At 70.9% G+C, this 20,875-nt stretch carries 26 protein-coding genes; 20 read left to right on the top strand and 6 right to left on the bottom strand.

Annotated features, from left to right (window positions below; genetic code table 11):
• The first annotated feature begins 942 nt into the window (after positions 1–942).
• From EMA09_RS01160 to EMA09_RS01145, 4 genes are all read left to right on the top strand, one after another.
• Complete coding sequence (locus EMA09_RS01160; protein WP_129838012.1) at positions 943–1,407, top strand: helix-turn-helix domain-containing protein; 465 nt, start codon at positions 943–945, stop codon at positions 1,405–1,407.
• 250 nt (positions 1,408–1,657) lie between these two features.
• Positions 1,658–2,203: a hypothetical protein gene (locus EMA09_RS01155; RefSeq protein ID WP_129838010.1), complete on the top strand. Its 546-nt coding sequence runs from the start codon at positions 1,658–1,660 to the stop codon at positions 2,201–2,203.
• Positions 2,200–3,405, top strand: a complete 1,206-nt coding sequence (locus tag EMA09_RS01150; protein WP_129838008.1) for an MAB_1171c family putative transporter — start codon at positions 2,200–2,202, stop codon at positions 3,403–3,405. Before EMA09_RS01155 ends, EMA09_RS01150 begins: the two co-directional genes overlap by 4 nt.
• On the top strand, positions 3,402–3,980 hold the full coding sequence (locus tag EMA09_RS01145; RefSeq protein ID WP_129838006.1) for a phosphatase PAP2 family protein: 579 nt from the start codon (positions 3,402–3,404) through the stop codon (positions 3,978–3,980). The genes EMA09_RS01150 and EMA09_RS01145 overlap by 4 nt, the downstream gene beginning before the upstream one ends.
• Positions 3,981–4,159: 179 nt before the next feature.
• Here EMA09_RS01145 and EMA09_RS01140 read toward each other — a convergent pair whose 3' ends face one another.
• Together EMA09_RS01140 and EMA09_RS01135 are read right to left on the bottom strand one after the other, a co-directional pair.
• Positions 4,160–4,384, bottom strand: a complete 225-nt coding sequence (locus EMA09_RS01140; RefSeq protein WP_129838004.1) for a DUF397 domain-containing protein — start codon at positions 4,382–4,384, stop codon at positions 4,160–4,162.
• Complete coding sequence (locus EMA09_RS01135) at positions 4,381–5,253, bottom strand: helix-turn-helix transcriptional regulator (protein WP_129838002.1); 873 nt, start codon at positions 5,251–5,253, stop codon at positions 4,381–4,383. The genes EMA09_RS01140 and EMA09_RS01135 overlap by 4 nt, the downstream gene beginning before the upstream one ends.
• 292 nt (positions 5,254–5,545) lie before the next feature.
• On the opposite strand from EMA09_RS01135, the gene EMA09_RS01130 reads away from it, so the two are divergent.
• The 5 genes from EMA09_RS01130 to EMA09_RS01115 all read left to right on the top strand — a co-directional run bounded on the left by EMA09_RS01130 (position 5,546) and on the right by EMA09_RS01115 (position 8,525).
• A complete protein-coding gene (locus tag EMA09_RS01130; protein ID WP_129838000.1) occupies positions 5,546–5,977 on the top strand; it encodes an ATP-binding protein in 432 nt (143 codons plus the stop codon).
• Positions 5,977–6,105, top strand: a complete 129-nt coding sequence (locus EMA09_RS29225) for a hypothetical protein (protein ID WP_276324150.1) — start codon at positions 5,977–5,979, stop codon at positions 6,103–6,105. The genes EMA09_RS01130 and EMA09_RS29225 overlap by 1 nt, the downstream gene beginning before the upstream one ends.
• 451 nt (positions 6,106–6,556) lie before the next feature.
• The gene (locus EMA09_RS01125; protein WP_129837998.1) at positions 6,557–6,910 is read left to right on the top strand and encodes a hypothetical protein; all 354 of its coding nucleotides are present in this window, start codon (positions 6,557–6,559) and stop codon (positions 6,908–6,910) included.
• A 20-nt stretch (positions 6,911–6,930) separates the two neighbouring features.
• On the top strand, positions 6,931–8,208 hold the full coding sequence (locus EMA09_RS01120; protein WP_129837996.1) for a hypothetical protein: 1,278 nt from the start codon (positions 6,931–6,933) through the stop codon (positions 8,206–8,208).
• Complete coding sequence (locus tag EMA09_RS01115; RefSeq protein WP_129837994.1) at positions 8,205–8,525, top strand: hypothetical protein; 321 nt, start codon at positions 8,205–8,207, stop codon at positions 8,523–8,525. The genes EMA09_RS01120 and EMA09_RS01115 overlap by 4 nt, the downstream gene beginning before the upstream one ends.
• A 349-nt stretch (positions 8,526–8,874) precedes the next feature.
• Here EMA09_RS01115 and EMA09_RS28145 read toward each other — a convergent pair whose 3' ends face one another.
• Positions 8,875–9,042: a hypothetical protein gene (locus EMA09_RS28145; RefSeq protein WP_168220617.1), complete on the bottom strand. Its 168-nt coding sequence runs from the start codon at positions 9,040–9,042 to the stop codon at positions 8,875–8,877.
• Between the two features lie 319 nt (positions 9,043–9,361).
• Here EMA09_RS28145 and EMA09_RS01105 point away from each other — a divergent pair, with 319 nt between their 5' ends.
• From EMA09_RS01105 to EMA09_RS01075, 7 genes are all read left to right on the top strand, one after another.
• A complete protein-coding gene (locus EMA09_RS01105) occupies positions 9,362–9,607 on the top strand; it encodes a helix-turn-helix domain-containing protein (protein WP_240796168.1) in 246 nt (81 codons plus the stop codon).
• A gap of 327 nt (positions 9,608–9,934) precedes the next feature.
• Positions 9,935–10,984: a site-specific integrase gene (locus tag EMA09_RS01100; RefSeq protein WP_240796167.1), complete on the top strand. Its 1,050-nt coding sequence runs from the start codon at positions 9,935–9,937 to the stop codon at positions 10,982–10,984.
• 27 nt (positions 10,985–11,011) lie between these two features.
• The gene (locus EMA09_RS01095) at positions 11,012–11,842 is read left to right on the top strand and encodes a HipA family kinase (protein WP_129837988.1); all 831 of its coding nucleotides are present in this window, start codon (positions 11,012–11,014) and stop codon (positions 11,840–11,842) included.
• Entirely contained in the window at positions 11,839–12,225 is a 387-nt protein-coding gene (locus EMA09_RS01090) for a DUF3037 domain-containing protein (RefSeq protein WP_129837986.1), read from the top strand. Before EMA09_RS01095 ends, EMA09_RS01090 begins: the two co-directional genes overlap by 4 nt.
• Before the next feature lie 101 nt (positions 12,226–12,326).
• Complete coding sequence (gene fabG / locus EMA09_RS01085) at positions 12,327–13,127, top strand: 3-oxoacyl-ACP reductase FabG (RefSeq protein ID WP_129837984.1); 801 nt, start codon at positions 12,327–12,329, stop codon at positions 13,125–13,127.
• A gap of 184 nt (positions 13,128–13,311) precedes the next feature.
• Positions 13,312–13,980: a uracil-DNA glycosylase gene (gene ung, locus EMA09_RS01080; RefSeq protein WP_129843766.1), complete on the top strand. Its 669-nt coding sequence runs from the start codon at positions 13,312–13,314 to the stop codon at positions 13,978–13,980.
• A gap of 141 nt (positions 13,981–14,121) precedes the next feature.
• On the top strand, positions 14,122–15,027 hold the full coding sequence (locus EMA09_RS01075) for a Gfo/Idh/MocA family oxidoreductase (protein ID WP_129837982.1): 906 nt from the start codon (positions 14,122–14,124) through the stop codon (positions 15,025–15,027).
• A gap of 17 nt (positions 15,028–15,044) precedes the next feature.
• Here EMA09_RS01075 and EMA09_RS01070 read toward each other — a convergent pair whose 3' ends face one another.
• Complete coding sequence (locus tag EMA09_RS01070) at positions 15,045–15,956, bottom strand: undecaprenyl-diphosphate phosphatase (protein ID WP_129837980.1); 912 nt, start codon at positions 15,954–15,956, stop codon at positions 15,045–15,047.
• 144 nt (positions 15,957–16,100) lie between these two features.
• Here EMA09_RS01070 and EMA09_RS01065 point away from each other — a divergent pair, with 144 nt between their 5' ends.
• Positions 16,101–16,976: a fused MFS/spermidine synthase gene (locus EMA09_RS01065; protein ID WP_240796166.1), complete on the top strand. Its 876-nt coding sequence runs from the start codon at positions 16,101–16,103 to the stop codon at positions 16,974–16,976.
• 8 nt (positions 16,977–16,984) lie between these two features.
• Here the strand turns inward: EMA09_RS01065 and EMA09_RS01060 are convergent, their stop codons facing one another.
• Entirely contained in the window at positions 16,985–18,052 is a 1,068-nt protein-coding gene (locus tag EMA09_RS01060; protein ID WP_129837978.1) for a hypothetical protein, read from the bottom strand.
• Positions 18,053–18,166: 114 nt separating this feature from the next.
• Here EMA09_RS01060 and EMA09_RS01055 point away from each other — a divergent pair, with 114 nt between their 5' ends.
• A complete protein-coding gene (locus EMA09_RS01055) occupies positions 18,167–18,622 on the top strand; it encodes a DUF4442 domain-containing protein (RefSeq protein WP_129837976.1) in 456 nt (151 codons plus the stop codon).
• Positions 18,623–18,642: 20 nt separating this feature from the next.
• Here the strand turns inward: EMA09_RS01055 and EMA09_RS01050 are convergent, their stop codons facing one another.
• A complete protein-coding gene (locus EMA09_RS01050; RefSeq protein WP_129837974.1) occupies positions 18,643–19,503 on the bottom strand; it encodes a DMT family transporter in 861 nt (286 codons plus the stop codon).
• Positions 19,504–19,636: 133 nt separating this feature from the next.
• On the opposite strand from EMA09_RS01050, the gene EMA09_RS01045 reads away from it, so the two are divergent.
• Together EMA09_RS01045 and EMA09_RS01040 are read left to right on the top strand one after the other, a co-directional pair.
• A complete protein-coding gene (locus tag EMA09_RS01045; protein WP_129837972.1) occupies positions 19,637–20,212 on the top strand; it encodes an XRE family transcriptional regulator in 576 nt (191 codons plus the stop codon).
• A 34-nt stretch (positions 20,213–20,246) separates the two neighbouring features.
• Positions 20,247–20,801 (top strand): YbaK/EbsC family protein, encoded by a 555-nt coding sequence (locus EMA09_RS01040; RefSeq protein ID WP_129837970.1) that lies wholly within the window; start codon positions 20,247–20,249, stop codon positions 20,799–20,801.
• Positions 20,802–20,875: the final 74 nt, after the last annotated feature.

Genomic DNA, 20,875 nt, shown 5'->3' with positions numbered 1-20,875 from the left:
AGCCAGCCACGCCCGTCGCACCCGGTGTAGCGGCAGATGAGCCCGGCAGCGGCCAGTTCCTCCAGATCCTGGGCGACGTGCGCGGCGGTGTGTTCGGGACGCAGTGCCCACAGGCGCCCCGCGATCACCGCGGGCATGTCGCGGAACCGTCCAGCGTCGTCCGCCTGCGTCAGCAGGCCGTAAAAGGTGCGCTCGGCGGTGATGCTCACCGAAGCCAGATCCTCCGATTCGAAGGCCTCCGGCTTGATGGTCCGTATCCGGGCCATTCAGACATCACCTCGGCGACGAGACCGGGGCTCGGCGGCATGTATCCGGCGTCCGTGAGGATCGGACGGAGGGCCGGCTGTCACGCTGGCCACGGTGGTCGACGCCTTGCACGAGGTGGTCGACATGCGACACTCTCCTCTGTAGTACGGCCGCGCCGGTACGCCCTCGGCAGGGTCGGCGCGGTCTTCGTGGATGGGGCTTCAGCCCTGGCTGGGGCCGGAGTCCCACATGGCGTTCGGCGTCTGGGAGTGGCTGCTCCCAGGCGCCGGCGCGTGCTGTACGGCTACCGCCGTTCGCTGCGCTCCTTCGGCTCGGCCGAGCGGTCGGCCCGGCGGGCGACACCGAACATAAGACGCTGCCCGTCCGAAGATCCAGACCTGGCTCAAAGGCTCCGCACAAGTCCCCACGGCGGCAGTGTCATCGCATCAGCAGTCCGGTCGGCGACCTCGCCCACGGATTCCGACGGAACGCATCTGGTGGATTGGCCGTGAACTCATCGAACTCCCTGACCTGCGGCTTTGACCGGTCCATCCATACTGGTTGACCGAAGTTCGATCACCATAGACCGGCGAAGAGCCGCCCTGTCAACTGGTGTGGATGGGCAACTTGCTGCCGGGCGTGTATCGTCCCTCGTGAGTTGATGGCGAAGTGGCGTGCAGGGAAGGTGGGCCGTTGATGGATGGAGGCGTGCCGACCGAGCTGCGGACCCTCGCGCAGAAGATCGACTATCTCTTCGAGACTGTGCACCCCAAGCACCGTGGGCCGTACACGCACGAGGAAGTGGCCACGGGTATCAGGGAACGCGGCGGCCCCACCATCTCCGCCAGCTACATCTGGCTCCTGCGCAAAGGCCAGAAGGACAACCCGACCATGAAGCACCTGCAGGCGCTCGGGGACTTCTTCGGCGTCCCACCCGCGTACTTCTTCGACTCGGAAAGCTCGCGGCGCATCGCCGAGGAGCTGGCGACGCTCGCCGCCATGCGGGACAGCCAGGTCCGGTCCGTCGCCCTGCGGGCACAGGGCCTCTCCCCGGAGACGCTGCGCACCATCCAGGGGTTCATCGAACGCGCACGGACCCTCGAAGGGCTCCCGGACGAAGATCCACCGGAAGGGCGGCCGGAAGACAGCGGTGCGACGTAGGCCACACTCCGCCTGTGACCTGCCCGTGTGCGAGTGGGCCGACGCGGACGTACCTCTGACCCAACTCGGTTCTCTCCCGCTCTCCTTGCGGTTGCAATGCTGACCGTCAATCCGAAGCGGGAACACGCAGGGTGATCCAGGGGGCGCTTATTGCGGACCTTCCCGAGAGATTTCTCGTGTCGTAAGGTGCCTGGACCCCCACCGGAAGACGGCGCGTGAAGAACGCGTACCGCATAAGCACCATTGCGGAGTGAGCCAGTTGAACCTGCGCAATCGACGCGACCGCCCGCGAGGCGAGCAGCGCGTCAGGGATTCTTTCGAAAGACTCCTCCCCTCGATCGATATCCCTGAGCCTTTCGATATGCAGGTTTTCTGCGACCGTATAGCCGCACGACGTGGCCGTCCGCTCCACCTGCACAGCGTGCCCGGTATAACGGGCGCAGACGCTCTGTGCGGAGTGTGGATCGCCACGGAAACCAGCGACCACGTTTTCCATGAGGCGGCCACAAGCCCGCTCCACCGCGACCACATCGTTCTGCACGAGATCAGTCACATGCTTCTCGGGCACAGCTCGATCATCGACGGCGCTGGCGCCGGGAACGCGCAACTCTTCCCGGACATCGACCCGGCCACAGTGACCAGCCTCCTCAACCGGGTCAGCTACACGAACAGCGACGAGCAAGCCGCCGAACGCCTCGCCGGCCTCATCGCGGCCAAGATCGAGAACGCCGCGGCGAAGAAAGACGGCCCTGGCCGAGATCTCCAGCGCATCGACGATGCCCTCAGCGACTCATGACCTTGTCGATCGGCGCCACGGCGCTCCTGTGGGCAGTGACACTGTGGCGAGCCCTGTCCGCCCGGGAATCCACTGCGAAACGAGCCCTGTGGGTCGCCTTTCTCATGCTCGCCTGTGCCATGACCATCCGCCCCACTGATATCGCCACCACGCTGGACGATCGGCTCGACATCCCGAACCTGTCATTCCTCATCAAGCACCTGTGCGCAATCTCCGCGGCAGCCGCCCTGGCCTCCTTCGTGCGGGAGATGGCCGACCCCGAACCGCGGACACGCGGCCGGGTATGGTGGCGCACCGGCGTCACCATGGGTTCGGCGCTCGCCCTGATCGCGCTGTTCTTCGCCACCCCGCAGCACGGCGAGGCCGAGGACCTCGTCACGGACTACGCCGACGACTGGCGTATCGCCCTCTACGGCCTGATATGGACCGGATACCTGGGGATCGCGCTCTGCGGCGCGACGCGTCTGTGCTGGCGATACAGGAAGGTGCCCCGGAGGACATTCCTCGGACGTGGACTGCGTTATGCCGGTGTCGGAACAGTTTTCGGCATCATCTACTGCGCGTTCGACATCACCTCCATAACGCTACGCTACTTCGAGCTCGACCCGGTCATCGCTGACCCCGAAGAACGCATCAGTGGGGCGCTCCTGATCGCCTCGCTCTTCTTCGTTCTCCTGGGAAGCACGTTTCCCGCCTTCGCGCGGCTTGTTCGATGGGCGAGGGATTATAGAGATCTTCTCCGTCTTTACTCCTTGTGGAGAGAACTTACAGACGCTGTTCCTACGGTGAGGCTGGAGACACCACGTGGCCGACTCGTTGAAACGATCTCATTGTCGAAAGCTCGCAGTCGTCTCTACCGCCGCGCCATCGAGCTGCGCGACGCTATCCTCGTACTCGGAGCGCACGCGCCCGGGCCGCTGCGCCAGGAAGCGCACGTCCATGCGGAGTCATGCGGCCTCAGCGGCGAAGAGGCCCGTGCCGTGACAGACGCTTGCTGGATCCGAGTGGCAAGAGCGTCGAAGCTGCGGGGGGACCCGCCCTGCGATGCATCCGACCGGATTTCCTCGCTCACGGGCGGGGGCGGAGACCTCTCCAGTGAAATCCGGACGCTCAGGAATCTTGCCGCCGCATACGACGATCACCACACCCATGCGTTCGCGGAAAACTACCGCACCAGCCTGCTGAAGGAGACGGCAGAGTGAGCGAGAACCGTACTGCCCGTCTCGTGACGGACACGCTCTCACCGGTATACCTCGTCGCTCTGGTACTGCTGGTCATCGGCTGGCATGCCGATCAAAACCTCAGCGGCACCGGATGGGGACTGTTCGCGGCACTCTTCTGCGCCGGGCTTCCCTATACCTTCATACTGCTGGGAATACGCAGAGGGAAATGGACCGACCGGCACGTGCGCATACGCCGGCAGCGCACGATTCCGCTGCTCGCAGCGATGCTTTCCGTCCTCGTCGGCATCGCCTTCCTGGTTTTTCTCGGAGCGCCGAAGGAACTGCTCGCCCTCGTCACGGCGATGCTGACCGGCCTCGTGCTGACCCTCCTGGTCACCACATGCTGGAAGGTCTCCATCCACACGGCCGTGGCCGGCGGCGTAGCCGTTGTCCTGACGATCGCCCTCGGCCCCTGGGCGGCCCTCTCCGTGTTCGGCGTCGCCCTCGTCGGCTGGTCCCGCATAACCCTGCGCGACCACACACCCGCCCAGGTCGTCGCCGGCGCCGCGCTCGGCGCCCTGGCGGCCGCCCTGGTCTTCACGACCATGCGCTGAGGCGCTGGCCACGAACTGCCCCGGGCGCACGGATCATCCACCACATCTGGCGTCCTCGCGGCCGGCCGGCCGTGGGGCGGCGTCGGTCGGAGATGAGGCATGGACAGATGCGAGTAGTCGCCCCCCTCGCGGGCGGAACTACTCGCAACTGTCAGTACGGTCGATGACCGGGGTGCCTGTCAGAGCAATCCCTCGGCAAGGCCGGTCTTGAATGCGTGCCATTCGTCGGCGGTGTAGCGCAGCGCTTCGCGTTCCGGGTTCTTGGAATCACGGATGGCGATTCCGCCTCCCGGGAGATCGGTAATCTCCACGCACTGTTCAGGCCCGTTGCTGAGCGGTGATTTGCGCCATGTGGCACTGCTCAGGTCGATGGCGTACAGATCATCCTTCGTGTTCGGGTTCACGGCCCGGTCCTTTCCATGATTTTCAGAATCCTCGCGCGGGAATCGTCGACAGAGAGTGCTGCGGCAACGACCCGTTCAAAAGCGGCCTCGAACACTTTGACGTCGTCAGTGCCCTCGACGAAATTCCCGCCCCTGATGTTCTCGATGTTGATGATGGTGGGGGATGGGTGCGGGAAGCGCACGACCTCGAACAGCCCCAACATGCCCGGGTGTGGGCTGGCTGCGACTGGCATTATCTGGATGGTCACGTTCGGCAAGGTGGCCATGTCGAGCAGGTGGCGGAGCTGGTCTCGCATCAGCGTCGGCTGAGAAGCGAAGCGCTGGTGCAGGCTGGCTTCGTGGATGACCGCCCATAGCCTGAGAGGGCCGCCCTGTCTGGCCGTGAGGATGGCCTGGCGGGCCTTGCGTACTTCCGCGAGAGCTGCAACCTCCTCCGGCGTTCGCGTTGCCGACATCGCTGCGATGATCTCACGGGCATATGCGCCGGTCTGCAGCAGACCGGGGATCAGCCCGGGGGAGTAGATGTGGATGCTCTCCGCGTCGGTCTCCAGCGTGATGTAGTCCCGGTAGCTGAGATCCACCACAGCGCCGTATGCCTGCCACCAGCCCTGGTGGCCCGCGTCCTTGGCCAGTCCTTCGAGGGCTGACACGACGTCCGGGTCATCCACGCCGTACTGCTTCAGCAGCGGACCGACATCCTGCCAGCGCAGCCGAGCCTTGGCGTTCTCAATCCGGGAGAGCTTGGACTCGTCCCACCCCATCGCCCTGGCCGCCACCTCGAGGCTCTTGCCTGCTGCGTTCCTGTGCTTGCGAAGCGCGTCGCCGAGGCGGCGTCTGCGGAGAGTCGGGACAGCCCGAACATTCGGCATGGTGACAGTTCACACCCTCTCGGTGTCTGTGAGAAGTCGCAGGTGCATGTTGACGCCCTTGCGGTGCACAAGTCCCTGGTCTGGTGCGCCAACTGTGGCGAATATAACCGACAAGGTTGCGAGCTGGAATGCCGAGCATGCATCGTCGATTGCGTGAACGCACCTCAAGGTCACACGACTGTGAGGCATGCGTTCGGCCGATCCCCAACGGCAACAAGCGGTCGCCATGCCCACGCCCTCGCGGACTCCGGTTGCTGACCGACGAGGGCGTGCCGGCAGTTCAGGAGGTGTCATGACGGTCCCGGTGCAGATCGCCGAGCGGCATGTTTTCGCTTGGGATCTGCTGGCTGCTTTTCGGCAGGTGGAGACGTGGCGGCGGACGGTGTCGTTGGTGTTGGGGGACTGGGACGCGTCGCCGGATGCGATTGAGGTGGCGCGCCTGGGGGTCTCGGAGTTGCTGACGAACGTGGCGCGGCACGCGGGTGATCCGTGGTGCCGGTTGCGGGTGGCGCGGCGTGACGGCCAGGTCGGGGTTGCGGTGCGGGATCGGTCGCCGGTGTTGCCGGTTGTGCGGGAGCCGGACTGGGACTCGGACTGCGGGCGTGGGTTGTGGCTGTTGCGGGAGATGTGTCAGGACTTCGGGTGCCGGCCGGTCGCGCGGGGTGGGAAGACGGTGTGGTTCGTCGTGCCGCTCGTCCCCGAGGCCGCTGAGGCGGTGGTGTGATGCCGGCCGGTGTGGTGGTGGGGCGGGTGCTGGCGGTCGGGTTGGTCGCCGCGGTCGGTCTGTTCGTCGCGTGGGTGGGCCTCTTCCTCTGGCTCGTGCGGGTCCTCGCCGAGGAGGAGGACCGGTGACCGGCACGGGCACCGTGGAGGGGATGGGCGTCTCGTGGGTGATTGGGGCGTGCTGGTTCTACTGCGGTGAGACGAGGCTCGTGCTGTGTGTGGGCACGGTCATGACGTCTCCGCCAACCCGGCAGGCTCCTCTCTACGCCTGCGGTCCGTGTCTGAACGTGCTGGAGGGGGCCGTGGAGGACTACACCGAGGCCGCAGCGCACCTGCCGGTCGATGAGCAGGGTGCCGAGGTGCGGCTGTACGCGTCGCCGGAGGCGGGCCGGCCGCGGGGAGTTCGGTATCGGGCGGGTGGGCTGCACCGCCGGCCGCGCACCGGGCTGGGGCGGCAGTGGTGGGGGTTGATCACCGGCCTGACGAAGCCTCGTCCGTCGGCGGCCGAGATACCCCCGTCTCCCGGTGGTGGAGCCGTGCCGGCCACCGCCGGGGGACGGGCCAGCGGGGAGTGCGGCTGATGCGCCCCGTCGTGTGCGGCCGCGAGGTCCGGCTCCCGATGTACCTGGCCATCGCCCTCGGCGCAGGGAGCAGGATCGTCCGGTGCGCGCTCGCGGACCATCCGCCCGGCCGCCAGCACGCCGGCTACGCGGCCGAGTGGCCGGCATCGCCCGACCAGGCGGTGTGGGTGATCTGGTCCGAGCTGGACCTCGACCTGCGGTGGGAACCACTGCGCGACTGCCCGCCGCGCCCCGGTGCGGGCGAGGAGTGCTGCGTGCTCTACGAGGGCCACCCGCCGCCGTGCTCCTGGGCGATGTTCGACCCGCAGCACGCCGTGGACTCCTTCCTCGCCTCCCTGCCCCCGACGACATGACGTGTACCGGAGTGAGTGTGATGGTCAACAGCCCTGTGGCCGGGAGTGCGGCCCGGCGTGCTGCCGTCGAGGCATCGCGGGCCGAGGTGGTCACCGCCTACCTGGCGGGTGAAAGTTTTCATTCGCTGTGCATCCGGTGGGGTGTGTCCAACACCTGGCTGACCAAGCAGTTCGACGCGTGGGGGATCATCCGCCGCACTCAGGCCGAGGCGTTCGCCCTCGCCAGGAACGGGGGACCGGCCGGCGCCGCCGCGATGGCGGGGCGGACACGGGACGCGACGGAACTGGAGGAGCGGGTTCGGCGGGCCGTCGCCGTGGCCTGGCCGGGCGGCCAGGTGCGGGTGTCCTCGCCCCTCGGGTCCCTGGGCGCTCATGTGCGGCGGGTCATGGTGTCGGGGGACGGTGAGTGGTACGCAAAGGTCGCCCGGGGAACGGACGACGCCGGCGTTCGACGGGAAGCGGCCTGCCTGCGTTGGCTCTCTCCGCTCGAACCCCGGGTGCCGTCCGCCTGCCTCGTCGACGATGTGCTGTTCACCCGGGCGGTGACCGGACCCTCCCTGGCCTCCCGCCTGACGGCCGAGCCGGAGCGGACAGTCGAACTGCTCGCCGTCACGCTGGCCGAAGCCGGCCTGCTGGCACGCATGTGCGGTCACCTCCCGCTCCCGCTGGACATCACGCGCATCCAGACCGGCACCGGCCTGCACACCGACTTCCTGACCCGCTTCGCCACACGGCCTTCGGACACCGCGACCGGCCCGTCCTGCGGGCTGCTCGACCAACTGCACCGTGCGGTCGAGCCGCTGATCGGTGGCTACCGGCCTCCGGCGAGACGAGAACTCAGCCACGGCTCCCTGTGCGTGGAGCACGTGCGCTGGCCCGCCCCGAACACGCCCACACTGCTGTCCCCGAGGCTGCGCATGGCTCCCATCGACGATGATCTTGCCCAGCTCCTCTCCCGGACCCTGCTGACCGCCGCGGTCATGGACCCGATCGACATGAGACGCTCACGCATCCTGCACGGCGTCGACGCCGTCATCAACGACCGCGAGCGCCAGGTCCGCGGCCAGGGGGCGACCCGCCGCTGGGCCGGCCACCTGCTCGTGCGCTGCCTGATGGACATGGCCTGCCACACCGCCGCCTGCTTCAGTGCCCCACGCCCGTACTCCCCACACGTCAGGCGGATCATCGACCACGCTCTGCCGCTCATCGCCTTCTTCGCCCGCTCGACCCGGATGGCGCGGGACGACGGCCGCGCGTGGACACGCATGCTCGAACACGTCGGGGCGGTGTATCTGTGACCAGACGAGACCCGTCCTCGCGGCGCGGCCGTACGGTGGTCCGTACGGCGGCCGTCCTGGCGGCCGGCATCGCCATCGGAGCGACCGCCCGCCCCGCGTCCGCCACCACGCGCGCCACGGCCCGCCGCGTCCTCGCCGTCCTGGACCGCTCCTGGTGGTGGTTCTCCCACGAACTGCACATCGCCCTGGACGACGACACCGCAGAACCCATGCCCGACCCCGCGCTCCACGAAGCCGACGACACAGCACTCGGCCTCGCAGTCCTGTCGGTCCTGGACGACGCAGCCGCACGCAAGGAACAACCCGAAGAAGCGTGAGGCCCGTTTTTGCAGGCGGCCACTGTGAGGGCTGAAAACCGCTCGTTCGCAGACGCTGAGCGAACTCGAGGTGCCGGAGGGGTTTCAGCTCCTCGCGTTCGGCTGTCGTGAGCCGGTCATCGCGGTCCCCGGTGTCCGCCTCGGCCTTGCGGACCCAGCCCCGCAGGGCCTCCTAGTGAACCCCGAGATCCTTCGCGACGTGCGCGATCGGCCGCCCGGTCACCCGGTCACCCGGACCTCACGGACCGCACGCTCACGGAACTCATCGGGATACTTGCGTGGTGCCGGCACTGCGGTGGTTCTCCTTACGCCCCGGCGTCATAGCCAGGCTTCAAGGTCTCCACCGAATTCAGAACAGCTCATCGCGCAGTTGGGCGAGGTCGCCCTCGACGCCGAGGGGGCCGTGGTCGGGGCGCAGTGACCATAACAGGCTGGCGATGACTGCGGCCTGGTCGCGAAACCGGCCGCGGTCATCGGCCTGCGTGAGCAGCCCGAAGAAGGTCCGTTCGGCGGCCACCGCCGCAGCTCTCGGAGTCGCGCCGCAGAACTACTCGGGGATGGCCCCGCGCGTCATTGCGGAGCAAGCGGCGCAACATAGCCGACGATCGCCGCTTGGCCAAACCGGCGATTCTCCGGATCATTGATGTGTCCCTGGCAGTCACGTCTTTCCCTTCGAGTTTCCGACCCTTTGCCTGAGTGAGGGAACTATCCCGCCGATCCATATTCGAATGCGCGCCAAGCGTGACTGCCCTGCTCCCAGCAGAAGGTACTGAATGCCCACCGCTTGGTCCTCCGTTCCCCCTGTCGCTGCTCCGCTGTCGCAAGCTGTCTTTTTCTTGAACGTCAAAGGAGCTGCCGAATACCTCGGCCTGTCCCCGCACACCCTCTACGTCTGGCGCCACCGGCGCCAGGGTCCACCCAGCTTCCGGATGGGCCCCCGCGGGCGCGTCATGTACCGGCGGAGCGCCCTCGACGCCTGGGTCCGTGAACAGGAGCGGTCCGACTCCCGCTCCAATTCCGAGCTGAGTCCTCTCAGCACACCCCCGCAGCAGCGCCCCGACCGCGACCACCGCAGCGTCTGACGCACCGCCTCATCGCACCTGCCCGCTCAACCAAACGCTCCCGAGGAGGAGACGGCCCTGGCCGGCTACATAGAAGACCGTTGGGTCAAGAAGAAGAAGGACCCCGTCACCGGCAAGCGCGAGCGGACCGCGCGCTACGGTTCCGGGAAGCGGTACAAGGTCGCCGGCATCCCCGGCGTCCGGGACCGTTCGTTCGCGACGCTGGAGGATGCCAAGGCGTGGCTGCGCCGGGCGGCCACCGACGAGGAGCGCGGCGAGCTCGTCGACCCGCGCGACGGATCGATCACCCTGGCCGACTACATCGCGCAGCACTGGGCGCCGGGGCGGGTGGGCGCCCCGAAGACCCAGGACAACCAGGAGCGGCGAGCACGCCTCCATATCGTCCCGCACCTGGGTCATCTGCCGCTCAGGAGCATTACGGCGGCCGATCTGCGTGCCTACATCGCGAGGCTGGACGGTGTCGTCGTCTCGGTCGACTACCGCCGTGGCATCTTGTCCGAGCTGTCCTCCATCCTGGAGGCGGCCGTGGACGACAAGCGACTCACCGCCAACCCCATGCGCGCGAAGTCCGTGCGGTGGCCGCGGGCCGAGAAGGAGCGCCGCGAGGCATGGCCGCTGGAGACCGCGCTGCGCGTCCGCGACGTCATCAGTCCGCGTAGCCGGATCGCCGTCGTGCTCGGGCTCGGCTGCGGGCTCCGGCAGGGCGAGGTGTTCGGGCTCAGCCCCGAGGACATCGACTACGGACGCGGCGTGCTCCGTGTCCGACGCCAGGTCCAGGCGATCAAGGGAAGGCTGTACTTCACCCTGCCCAAGGGCAAGAAGACCCGCGTTGTCGACATGCCTCCCATGGTGGCCGAAGAGCTTGAGCGCCACATCGAGGCGTTCCCGCCGGGGGAAGCCGAGTTGCCGTGGGGGAAGCCGGAGGCCGCGCAACGGAGAAAGCACTCCCTGCTGCTCACCACCCGCTACGGCAACGCCATCGCGGTGAACACATGGAACACCTACACCTGGAAGCCCGCGCTGGCCAAGGCCGGTGTCATCCAGCCCCAGGCCGAGGGGGCGAAGCAGTGGCAGTGGGAGGCTTCCCCGCAGGACGGCTTCCACGTGCTGCGGCACACCTTCGCCTCGATCATGCTGGAGGCGGGGGAGTCCGTGGTGACCGTGGCCCGCTGGCTGGGGCACTCTTCACCGGCGATCACCCTCGGTTACTATGCACACTTCATGCCAGAGGCCGGGAGCAAGGGTCGCACGGCCATCAACGGACTGCTGGGGAGAGGGGAGAGCAGCATGCCGAACCAAACTCCCCAGATTCTCCCCACGGCTGATCCCGGAAGACCCCACTCCAGAAACTGTCCGGGAGGCGGTCGTGGAATGTAAGGCCGGGGAGTCGGATAGCCTGGCGAAATGCTGACTGAGGTCGCCGCCACCCGCTATGTCACGCCGTTGCGGGAGGGCGGGTCGCTGCCCGGGATCGTCGAGGCCGATGATCTGGGGACCTACGTCATGAAGTTCACCGGCGCGGGGCAGGGGCGGAAGTCGCTGGTCGCCGAGGTCGTCTGCGGCGGGCTCGCCCGGCGGCTCGGGCTGCGTGTGCCCGATCTGGTCCGGATCTGGCTCGATCCGGTCATCGGGCTCGCCGAACCGGACCAGGAGGTGCAGGCGCTGCTCAAGTCCAGCGGCGGTCTGAACCTCGGGATGGACTACCTCCCCGGCTCGCTCGGGTTCGATCCCCTCGCCTACGAGGTCGGCCCCGCCGAGGCCGGCCGGGTCCTGTGGTTCGACGCCCTCACCGCGAACGTCGACCGGTCCTGGCGCAACCCGAACCTCCTCGTCTGGCACGGCGACCTCTGGCTGATCGACCACGGCGCCGCCCTCATCTGGCACCACAACTGGCCCTCCGCGGACGCCTCGGCCGCCCGGCCGTACGACGCGTCCGACCACGTCCTGGCCCCGTTCCGTCCGGACCTGGCCGGCGCCGTCGCCGACCTCGCGCCGCGCGTCACCCCGGACCTGGTCGCCGACGCCCTGGCCGACGTGCCCGACGCCTGGCTCGCCGACGAGCCCGGCTTCGACGCGCCCGACGACGTGCGCGCCGCGTACGTCCGCGTCCTCACCGCCCGCGCGGCCGGCATCCACGAACGGATCACCATCGGCCCGCCCACGCCCGACCGCCCCTCCCGGGCGCCTGGCTGGCTCACGGGGCGCCTCGACCCGACCCGCGGGGGCACGAAGTGAGCGCGGCGCACGACGTCTTCGAGTACGCCGTGCTGCGCGTGGTGCCGCGCGTCGAGCGCGGCGAGTTCATCAACGCCGGCGTGCTCCTGTACTGCAGGGGCCGCGCCTTCCTCGCCGCGCGGACCCACCTCGCCGAGGAACGGCTGCGGGCGCTCGACCCCGCGGCCGACGTCACCGGTGTCCGCGCCGCGCTGCACGCCGCCGAGTCCGTGTGCCGGGGCGGCGCACCGGCCGGGGCGGCGGCGGGGGACGAGATCGGGCGGCGCTTCCGCTGGCTCGTCGCGCCGCGCAGCACGGTCGTCCAGCCGGGTCCCGTCCACACCGGCCTGACGGACGATCCGGCCGCATCCCTCGACCGGCTCCTGCACGTCCTGGTGCGCTGATCCCACGGCGGCGTCGCCGGCCACGTTGACACGTGGCTGCCCGGCTTTTAGCGTCACCCGTGGTTACCCGCGGGTAGACGCGGGGCGGAGGAGGGGCACCCATGGCGGAGCGTACCGGCACTCACCCCGGCGGCGGCGAGGCAGGGGCGGGGCGGCCCCGTGTCGCCCTGGTCACCGGCGCGGCCCGGGGCATCGGCGCGGCGACCGCTGTCCGGCTGGCGGCCGAGGGGCGCGCGGTCGCCGTCCTGGACCTGGCCGAGGACGCCTGCGCACGGACCGCCGACCGCATCCGCGCCGCCGGCGGCACCGCGCTGGCCCTCGGCGCGGACGTCACCGACCCGGCGGCCGTCACCGCCGCCGTGGACCGCGTGGCGGCGGAGCTCGGGCCGCCCGTCGTGCTCGTCAACAACGCCGGCGTCATCCGCGACAACCTGCTGTTCCGCATGAGCGAGGACGACTGGGACACCGTCATCGCCGTGCACCTGCGGGGCGCGTTCCTCATGGCACGGGCCTGCCAGAAGCACATGGTGGACGCGGGCTTCGGGCGCATCGTCAGCCTCTCCTCCAGCTCCGCCCTCGGCAACCGCGGCCAGGCCAACTACGCGGCGGCCAAGGCCGGTCTCCAGGGCTTCACGAAGACCCTCGCCGTCGAGCTGGGGAGATTCGGCATCACCGCGAACGCCGTCGCGCCCGGCTTCATCGAGACGGACATGACGGCCGCGACCGCGGCACGGGTCGGGATGGACTTCGAGGACTTCAAGACGGCGGCCGCCGCTTCGATCCCGGTCGGGCGCGTGGGGCGGCCGGAGGACGTCGCGGGCGCCGTCGCGTACCTCACCGGTGACGACGCCGGTTTCGTGTCGGGACAGGTCCTGTACGTGGCGGGCGGTCCTCTCGACTGATCCCCGCCGGGCGTGCGCAGGACCGTGCGCCGGACGCGGTGTCAGTGGGGACCGGTACGTTGGGACCGTCAACGGAACACGGCCCGCGGGCCAGGGCGAAGGTGGATGCACGGTGGGTACAGAGGTGGTTTCGGGCGTGGTGCCGCAGGCGGTTCCCGGAGCGGCGGGCGCGGGGGCGCCGCCGCTGCCCGAGTCCTGGCGGGCGGCCGTGGGCGGCGAGTTGGAGCAGCCCTACTTCAAGGAGCTGACCGCGTTCGTCGAGGAGGAGCGGGCGCGCGGGCCGGTCTTCCCGCCGCGCGACGAGGTCCTCGCCGCCCTGCACGCCACCCCGTTCGACCGGGTCAAGGTGCTGGTCCTCGGCCAGGACCCGTACCACGGCGAGGGTCAGGGGCACGGCCTGTGCTTCTCCGTGCGCCCCGGCGTCCGTACGCCCCCGTCGCTGCGCAACATCTACAAGGAGATGCAGGCCGATCTGGGGCACCCGGTCCCCGACAACGGATACCTCATGCCGTGGGCGCAGCAGGGCGTCCTCCTGCTCAACGCGGTCCTCACCGTGCGCTCCGGCGAGCCCAACTCCCACAAGAACAAGGGCTGGGAGCGTTTCACCGACGCCGTGATCCGCGCCGTCGCCGCGCGCCCCGAGCCGGCCGTGTTCGTCCTGTGGGGCGCCTACGCGCAGAAGAAGCTGAAGCTCATCGACACCGAGCGGCACGCGGTCGTGGCCGGGGCGCACCCCTCGCCGCTGTCGGCGAAGAAGTTCTTCGGGTCGCGGCCCTTCAGCCAGATCGACGGCGCGCTCGCCGCCCAGGGGCACGAGCCGATCGACTGGCGCATCCCCGACATCGGGCGCTGACCCCGCAGTTCCCCGCCCGGGCCGCCGCCGACCGGCCCGGGCGCCGGACGGTCACCGGGGCGGCCCCCCACGGCGCGCGGTACCGCGCGTATGCTTCCGCACCACGGCCGCGCTCCCGCGCCCACCCCGGAGGATGACGTGTTGAAGGTCGGCGTGATCGGGCTCGGCGACATCGCCCACAAGGCCTATCTGCCCGTGCTCACCACCCAGCCCGGCGTCGAACCGCTCCTGCACACCCGCACCCCGGCCACCCTGGAGCGCGCGGCCCGCGTCCACCGGGTGCCAGCCCACGCCTGCCACCCCACACTCGACGGGCTCATCGCCGCGCGGCCCGACGCGGCGTTCGTGCACGCGCCCACCGACACGCACGCGGAGATCGTGACGCGGCTGCTCACCGCCGGCATCCCCACGTACGTCGACAAGCCGCTCGCCCCGCGTCTCGCGGACGCACGGCGCCTCGCCGACCTCGCGGACGCCCGCGAGACCAGCCTCGCCGTCGGCTTCAACCGCCGTCACGCCCCGGCCTACACGCACTGCCTCGACCATCCCCGGGACCTCATCGTCCTGCAGAAGCACCGGCGCGGTCTCCCGGAGGACCCCCGGCGCATGGTCTACGACGACTTCATCCACGTCGTGGACACGCTGCGCTTCCTCGCCCCCGGGACCGTCGAGGACGTGACCATCAGCACGCGCGTCCGTGACGGGCTGCTGCACCACGCCGTGCTCCAGCTCGCCGGTGACGGCTTCACCGCGATCGGCGCCATGAACCACCTGTCCGGCTCGGCCGAGGAGGTCCTGGAGGTCTCCGGCGCGGACGCCAAGCGGGAGGTCCGCGACCTCGCGGAGATCACCGACCACAAGGGGCAGCCCAGCGTCCGGCGGCGCGGCGACTGGGTGCCGGTCGCCCGGCAGCGCGGCATCGAGCAGGCCGTGACCGTGTTCCTCGACGCCGTCCGCACCGGCCGCACCCTCGACGCGCAGGACGCCCTGCGCACCCACGAGCTGTGCGAGCGGGTCGTCCTCGCCGCGGAGGACGCCGGCCGGTAGGGCGGACCGGGCGGACGTTAGCCCTCGGTCTCCGAGGTCACGTGGTCGCCCGTGCCGATGTCGCCGCCCGCGTCGGGGTCGACGGCGCCCACGGTGATCAGCACCAGCAGCAGGGCGCCCACGGCGATCCGGTACCACACGAACGGCATGAAGCTGCGCGTCGAGATGAACTTCATGAACCACGCGATGATCGCGTACCCGACGACGAAGGCGATCACCGTCGCGAAGATCGTCGGTCCCCACGAGACGTGGGACCCCTCCTCGCCGATCGACGCCAGCTCGTATCCGCCGGACGCCACGACCGCCGGGATGGCCAGCAGGAACGCGTACCGCGCCGCCGCGTCGCGCCGGTAGCCGAGGAACAGGCCGCCGGTGATCGTCGCCCCCGAGCGCGAGACGCCAGGCACCAGCGCCAGCGCCTGGCACAGCCCGTAGACGAGTCCGTCCCGCACGCTGAGCTGGTCGAGGGTCTTGCGCTCGCGCGCCGCCCGGTGCCGTCCGCCGGTCGCGTCCCGCATGGCCATGCGGTCGGCGACGGCGAGGATCACGCCGAGCACGATCAGGTTCGTCGCGATGAGCCGCAGGTCGCGGAAGGGTCCCTCGATCGCGTCCTGCAGCGTGAGGCCGAGGACGCCGATCGGGACCGACCCGATGATGACGAGCCACCCCATCCGCGCGTCGGGGTCGGAGCGCAGCGAACGGTCGGTGAGCGAACGGAACCACGCGGAGATGATCCGCCCGATGTCCTTGCGGAAGTAGATGATCACCGCCGCCTCGGTACCGATCTGGGTCACGGCGGTGAACGCCGCCCCCGGATCCTTCCAGTCGAACGCGACGGCCGTCAGCCGCAGGTGGGCACTGGACGAGATCGGCAGGAACTCCGTCAGCCCCTGGACGAGCCCGAGAATCAACGATTCGAACCAAGACATGGACTCTGCGGCATCCCGGGGGAGGTCGGCTACGGGGAGGGGGTCGAGCGAGATCACTCTAAGCCAGACGGTGGGGTGCCTCGCACCACGGGCCGGTCCACCGGGCGTCCGGGCGGCGGCACGGCGCGCGTGGAGAATGGGACGGTGTCCGAGCCCCCGCACGTGCCGCCGCCCGAGCCCGTCCCCGTCGTCCGGGAGGTGGACCTGGGCACCGCCCGGCTGCTGCCCGACCTCGACCGGCCGCGCGCCTGGCTGCTCACGGTCGACGGTGCCCCGCAGTCGTATGTCGATCTGGACGATCCGCTGCACCTGGAGTTCGAGTACGTCCGCCGCCTCGCCCATGTCCTGGACACGGCCGCCCCGCCGGGCCTGCCTCTCGACCTGCTGCACCTCGGCGGCGGCGGTCTCACGCTGCCCCGGTACGCCGCGGCGACCCGCCCCGGGTCACGCCAGCACGTCGTCGAGGCCGACGGCGCCCTCGCCGCCCTCGTCACCGGCCACCTGCCGCTGCCGCCCGGCAGCGGGGTCACCGTGACGACGGCGGACGCGCGTGACGCCGTGGCAGCGGCGGCCCCCGCCAGCGCCGACCTGGTGATCGCCGACGTGTTCGGCGGCGCCCGCGTCCCCGCCCACCTCACCACGCTCGGGTACGTACGCGCCGCCGCCCGTGTCCTGCGCCCCGGCGGCTGCTACGCGGCGAATATCGCGGACGGCGCCCCGTTCACCTTCCTGCGGCCCCAGCTCGCGACGCTCCGCGCCGTCTTCCCCGAGGTGTGCCTGATCGCCGAGCCCGCCGTGCTGCGCGGCCGCCGGTTCGGCAACGCGGTCGTCGTCGCGTCCCGGCATCCCCTGCCGCCGGCCGGCCTCGCCCGCCGGGCCGCCGCCGACGCGTTCCCCGCCCGCGTCGTCCACGGCGCGGCGCTCGCCGGGCTGGCCGGGGACGCGCGGCCCGTCACCGACGACACGGCCGTGCCGTCCCCCCGGCCGCCGGCCGGAGCCTTCGGCACGCCCCGGGCGTGATCCGGCGCTCAGCCCTGCTCCTCCTCGACCGGGTAGGGCCGCAGGCTGTGCAGCATGCGGTCGATCGTGGCGTCGTCGAGTTCGTCCGGCACACCGGCGTCCGCGACGACGACCCAGGTGGCGAGGTTGCTGTCCAGGTCGAGGTAGGAGAACGCCACGACCTTGCCGTCCGTCACGCCGCACGGCTCGGGGTTGTCCGGGTCCTCGGGGACGCCGGTGACGGTGGCCCGCACCACATGGCCGCTGATGCCGTGGTCGCTCTCGAACGGTTCGGCCTCCGAGACGTCGAGGGTGCCCAGCTCCCGCTGGTCGTAGGCGGCGCGCGCCCAGTTCACGGCCTCGTTGTGCGCGGCCTCGGCCGTGCCGGTCGCGCCCTGGCCGCCCTTGCTCCCTGCCATCGCGCGTTCGCTGGCGCCGCCGGCCTCATCGCACCAGCCTTCCTTGTAGATCGCGACGGCGGCCATGGCGACGAGCGGATCGCCCGCCTCCTCGGCGCCGGGCCGGTCGTCCTCGTAGCCGACGTAGACGCCCTCGCGGCCGATGGTCCAGTCGTCGGGCGGCACATCGAAGGCGTTGTGCCGGTTCTCGCTCGTCTGGACCTGCCAGTCCGGCGCGACGACCGGGTCGGGGATCCGGAGGATGCCCCGGCGCGGGTCGTCCGGGCCGTCCGGGGAGTAGGTCTCCCCGTCGGTGCCGGGGGTCTCCCCGGGGGACGGCGTGCCGCCGGCGGAGGGGGTGCCGCCCCCGCCGTCCCGCAGCACGATGACGCCCCCGACGACGGCGGCGGACAGGACGGCCACGCCCGTCACGATGCCGAGTGCCACCCGTCCGATGCCGCCCTCCCGGCCGCCGCCGTCCCCGCCGTCGTCACCGCCGCCCGCCGGGCCGAGACCGGGCACGGGCGGTCCGGGGGGCGCGGCCGGCGGGTACGCGGACGTCCCGCCGTACGGGGTCGCGGGCGTTTCGGCGGAGGGCGGCCCCTCGTACGGGTTGGGCTGCCGGTAGCCGGGCTGCTGGTACGGGTTGGGCCACGAGGGGACGGGCCCGCCCCCCGCTGGCTGCTCTCCAGGCCTCATGCAGGCGACCTTAAGCGGGCGGTCCCGCCCGGAGCCCGCCGGCGCCCGCATTGCTACCGGTTCGCGACGAACCGCGCCCTTCCCCGTGTTATTACCCGCTGGTAATGTGCGGGTATGGCGGATTCGACGCGGCCCGGCCCGGGTGAACTCCTGACGTCCCTGGTCCCGATGGTGCGGACCCTCGGCCTCGTGTACGAGGAGACCGGCCCCGAACGCGCGGTCCTGCGGCTGCCCGACCTCCCCGAGTACCGCAACCACCTCGGCGGTCCGCACGCCGGTGCCATGTTCACCCTGGCCGAGTCCGCGAGCGGCGCGGTCGTGCTCGCAGCGTTCGGGGACCGGATGGACCGCGCCGTGCCCCTGCCGGTGCACGCCGAGATCTCCTTCCTGAAGGTCGCCAAGGGGCCGGTCACCGCGACCGCCGAGCTGGGCCGCCCGGCCGCCGAGGTGACGGCCGAGCTGGACGCGGGCCGGCGGCCCGAGTTCCCCGTGACGGTGGCCATCCGGCGCGCGGACGGCGCCGTGACCGGCGAGATGACCGTGCGCTGGACCCTGCGTCCCCACGGCTGAGCCGCCGGGGACGCCGCCGCTCAGCCGGCGGCCAGCAGCAGCGTCCCGGCCATCGCGAGACCGGCCCCGGCCGTCTGCACCGGCCGGAGCCGTTCCGCCAGGACACCGCGTGCCGCGAGCGCGGTGATGACGGGGTAGAGGGAGGCGAGGACCGCGGCCACGGTCACCGGCCCGATGCGCGCCGCCAGGGCGTACGTCGCGTTCGCCGCGACGTCGGACAGTCCGACGAACGCGAGCGCGGGCAGCGCGGCCGTGACGACCCGTGCGCCGCCGGGGGGCAGCACGGGTCCGCCGCGCCGCGCGCCGGCGAGCAGGGCGGCGCCGCCCGCGACGACGTTGCAGGCACGCTGGACGAACAGGGCGAGGATCAGGCCGGTCGTCGTGGTCGACGCCTCCGCGATCAGGGCGAGGACCGCACCGAAACCGAGGGCGGCGACCAGCGTGTACGACATGGTGCGCCGCTGGATCGTGCCACCGCCCCGCCCGGGACCCGCGGCCAGCACCACGCCGGCGAACGCGACGAGGATGCCCGCGTACTGCACCCACCCGGGCCGTTCGCCCGCGAGCAGGGCGACGCCGACCGGCACCGCCACCGCCGTGGCCGCGAGGGGTGACACGACCCCCATCGGACCGAGGGCCAGCGCCCGGTAGAAGCTGAGCATGGCCACCGGGCCGATGAGCCCGGCCGCCACCGCGAACCACAGCCGCGGCCCGGCCTCCGTCCAGGCGCCGGTGACCGCCACCAGGGCGCCGAGCACCGCCATGGCGAGGGCCTGGGAGACCACGACCACGGTCAGGGCGGGCATGCGCCGGGTGAGGAGACCGCCGCCGAAGTCGGCCAGTCCCCACATGAGGCTGGTGGCCAGAGCCAGGACGACCATCGTGTCTCCTCGTTCAGTACAGTCGGGAAGGGTGCCGGGGGCGGCCGGACGGCGGACAGTCCACTGGAGTGAACCGCATAGGTCAAAATATTAATCCCGCTCCTCCCCGACCCGTCCGACAAGAAGGTGCCGTGTGACCGATCTCGACGAGCTGACCCAGTCGCTGGCCCGGAACCTCAAGCGGCTGCGCCTGGAGCGCGGACTCACCCTGGACGCCCTCGCGGCCCGCGCCGGCATCAGCCGCGGCATGATCGTCCAGATCGAGCAGGCCAGGACCAACCCGAGCGTCGGGACGGTCGTGAAGATCGGCGACGCGCTCGGTGTGAGCATCCCGACGCTGCTCGACTTCGACCAGGCGCCCGCCGTCCGCTTCTTCCCGCCGGAGGCGGCCGTGCGGCTGTGGTCCACCGAGGCGGGCAGTCACAGTCTCCTGCTGGCCGGCACCGAGGCCCCCGGGCCGCTGGAGCTGTGGCACTGGCGGTTCATGCCGGGGGAGGGCAGCGACTCCGACCCCCACCCGGTCGGCACCACCGAACTGCTGCACGTCACCACCGGTGTGATCACCCTCACGCTCGACGGGGCCGACCACACCGTGCCGGCCGGCACCTCCGCCGCGTTCGAGTCGCACGTCCCCCACGGCTACCGCAACGACGGAGCCGAGCCGGCGGAGATGACGATGGCCGTCTCCGTCCCCGGCATCAGCCGCTGACCCGGCGCCCCGCGGGGCTGCTACCGTGCCGCGCATGCGTGCTCCGATCGGCCGGTTCGACACCGTGGCCACCGCACCCGCGTCCCTCGGCCTGCTGCCCCCGCCGGTGGCCGGCGCGATCCGCTCCTGGAGCGGGCCGGCCGGTGCGGAGGAGATCGTCTTCGTCGACACGGAGCCCGACGTCGCCGACACCGCCGCCTTCGTGGCCGCCTACGGGGACGAACTCGCCGCGTACTCGGCCAACTGCGTCATCGTGACCGGCAAGCGGGCCGGCAGTGAACGGCTCGCCGCCTGCCTGGTGCCCTCGGCCGCCCGGCTCGACGTGAACGGCACGGTCCGCCGGCTGCTCGACGCCCGCAAGGCGTCGTTCGCGCCCCATGACGTCGCCGTGGGGGAGACGGGCATGGAGTACGGCGGCATCACCCCCGTGGGCCTCCCCCCGGAGTGGCCGCTGTTCGTGGACGCGGCGCTGATCGACCTGGACTGGGTCCTCCTCGGCAGCGGCCGTCGCCGCGGCAAGCTGATCCTGCCGGGCAAGGCGCTGACGCAGATCCCGGGCGCGCGGGTGATCGAGGGCCTGGCGCGCTGAGTCCGGCGCGGCCCGCCGTGGTTGGCTGGGACCCCCGGGCGGTCCCGGACGGAGGGCGGCCCCAGCACGGAAGG

The sequence above is a fragment of the Streptomyces sp. RFCAC02 genome (assembly GCF_004193175.1).
Lineage (GTDB): Bacteria > Actinomycetota > Actinomycetes > Streptomycetales > Streptomycetaceae > Streptomyces.
The sequence above is the reverse complement of the archived record's forward strand: the minus strand, read 5'-3'. Positions and strand labels throughout refer to the sequence as shown.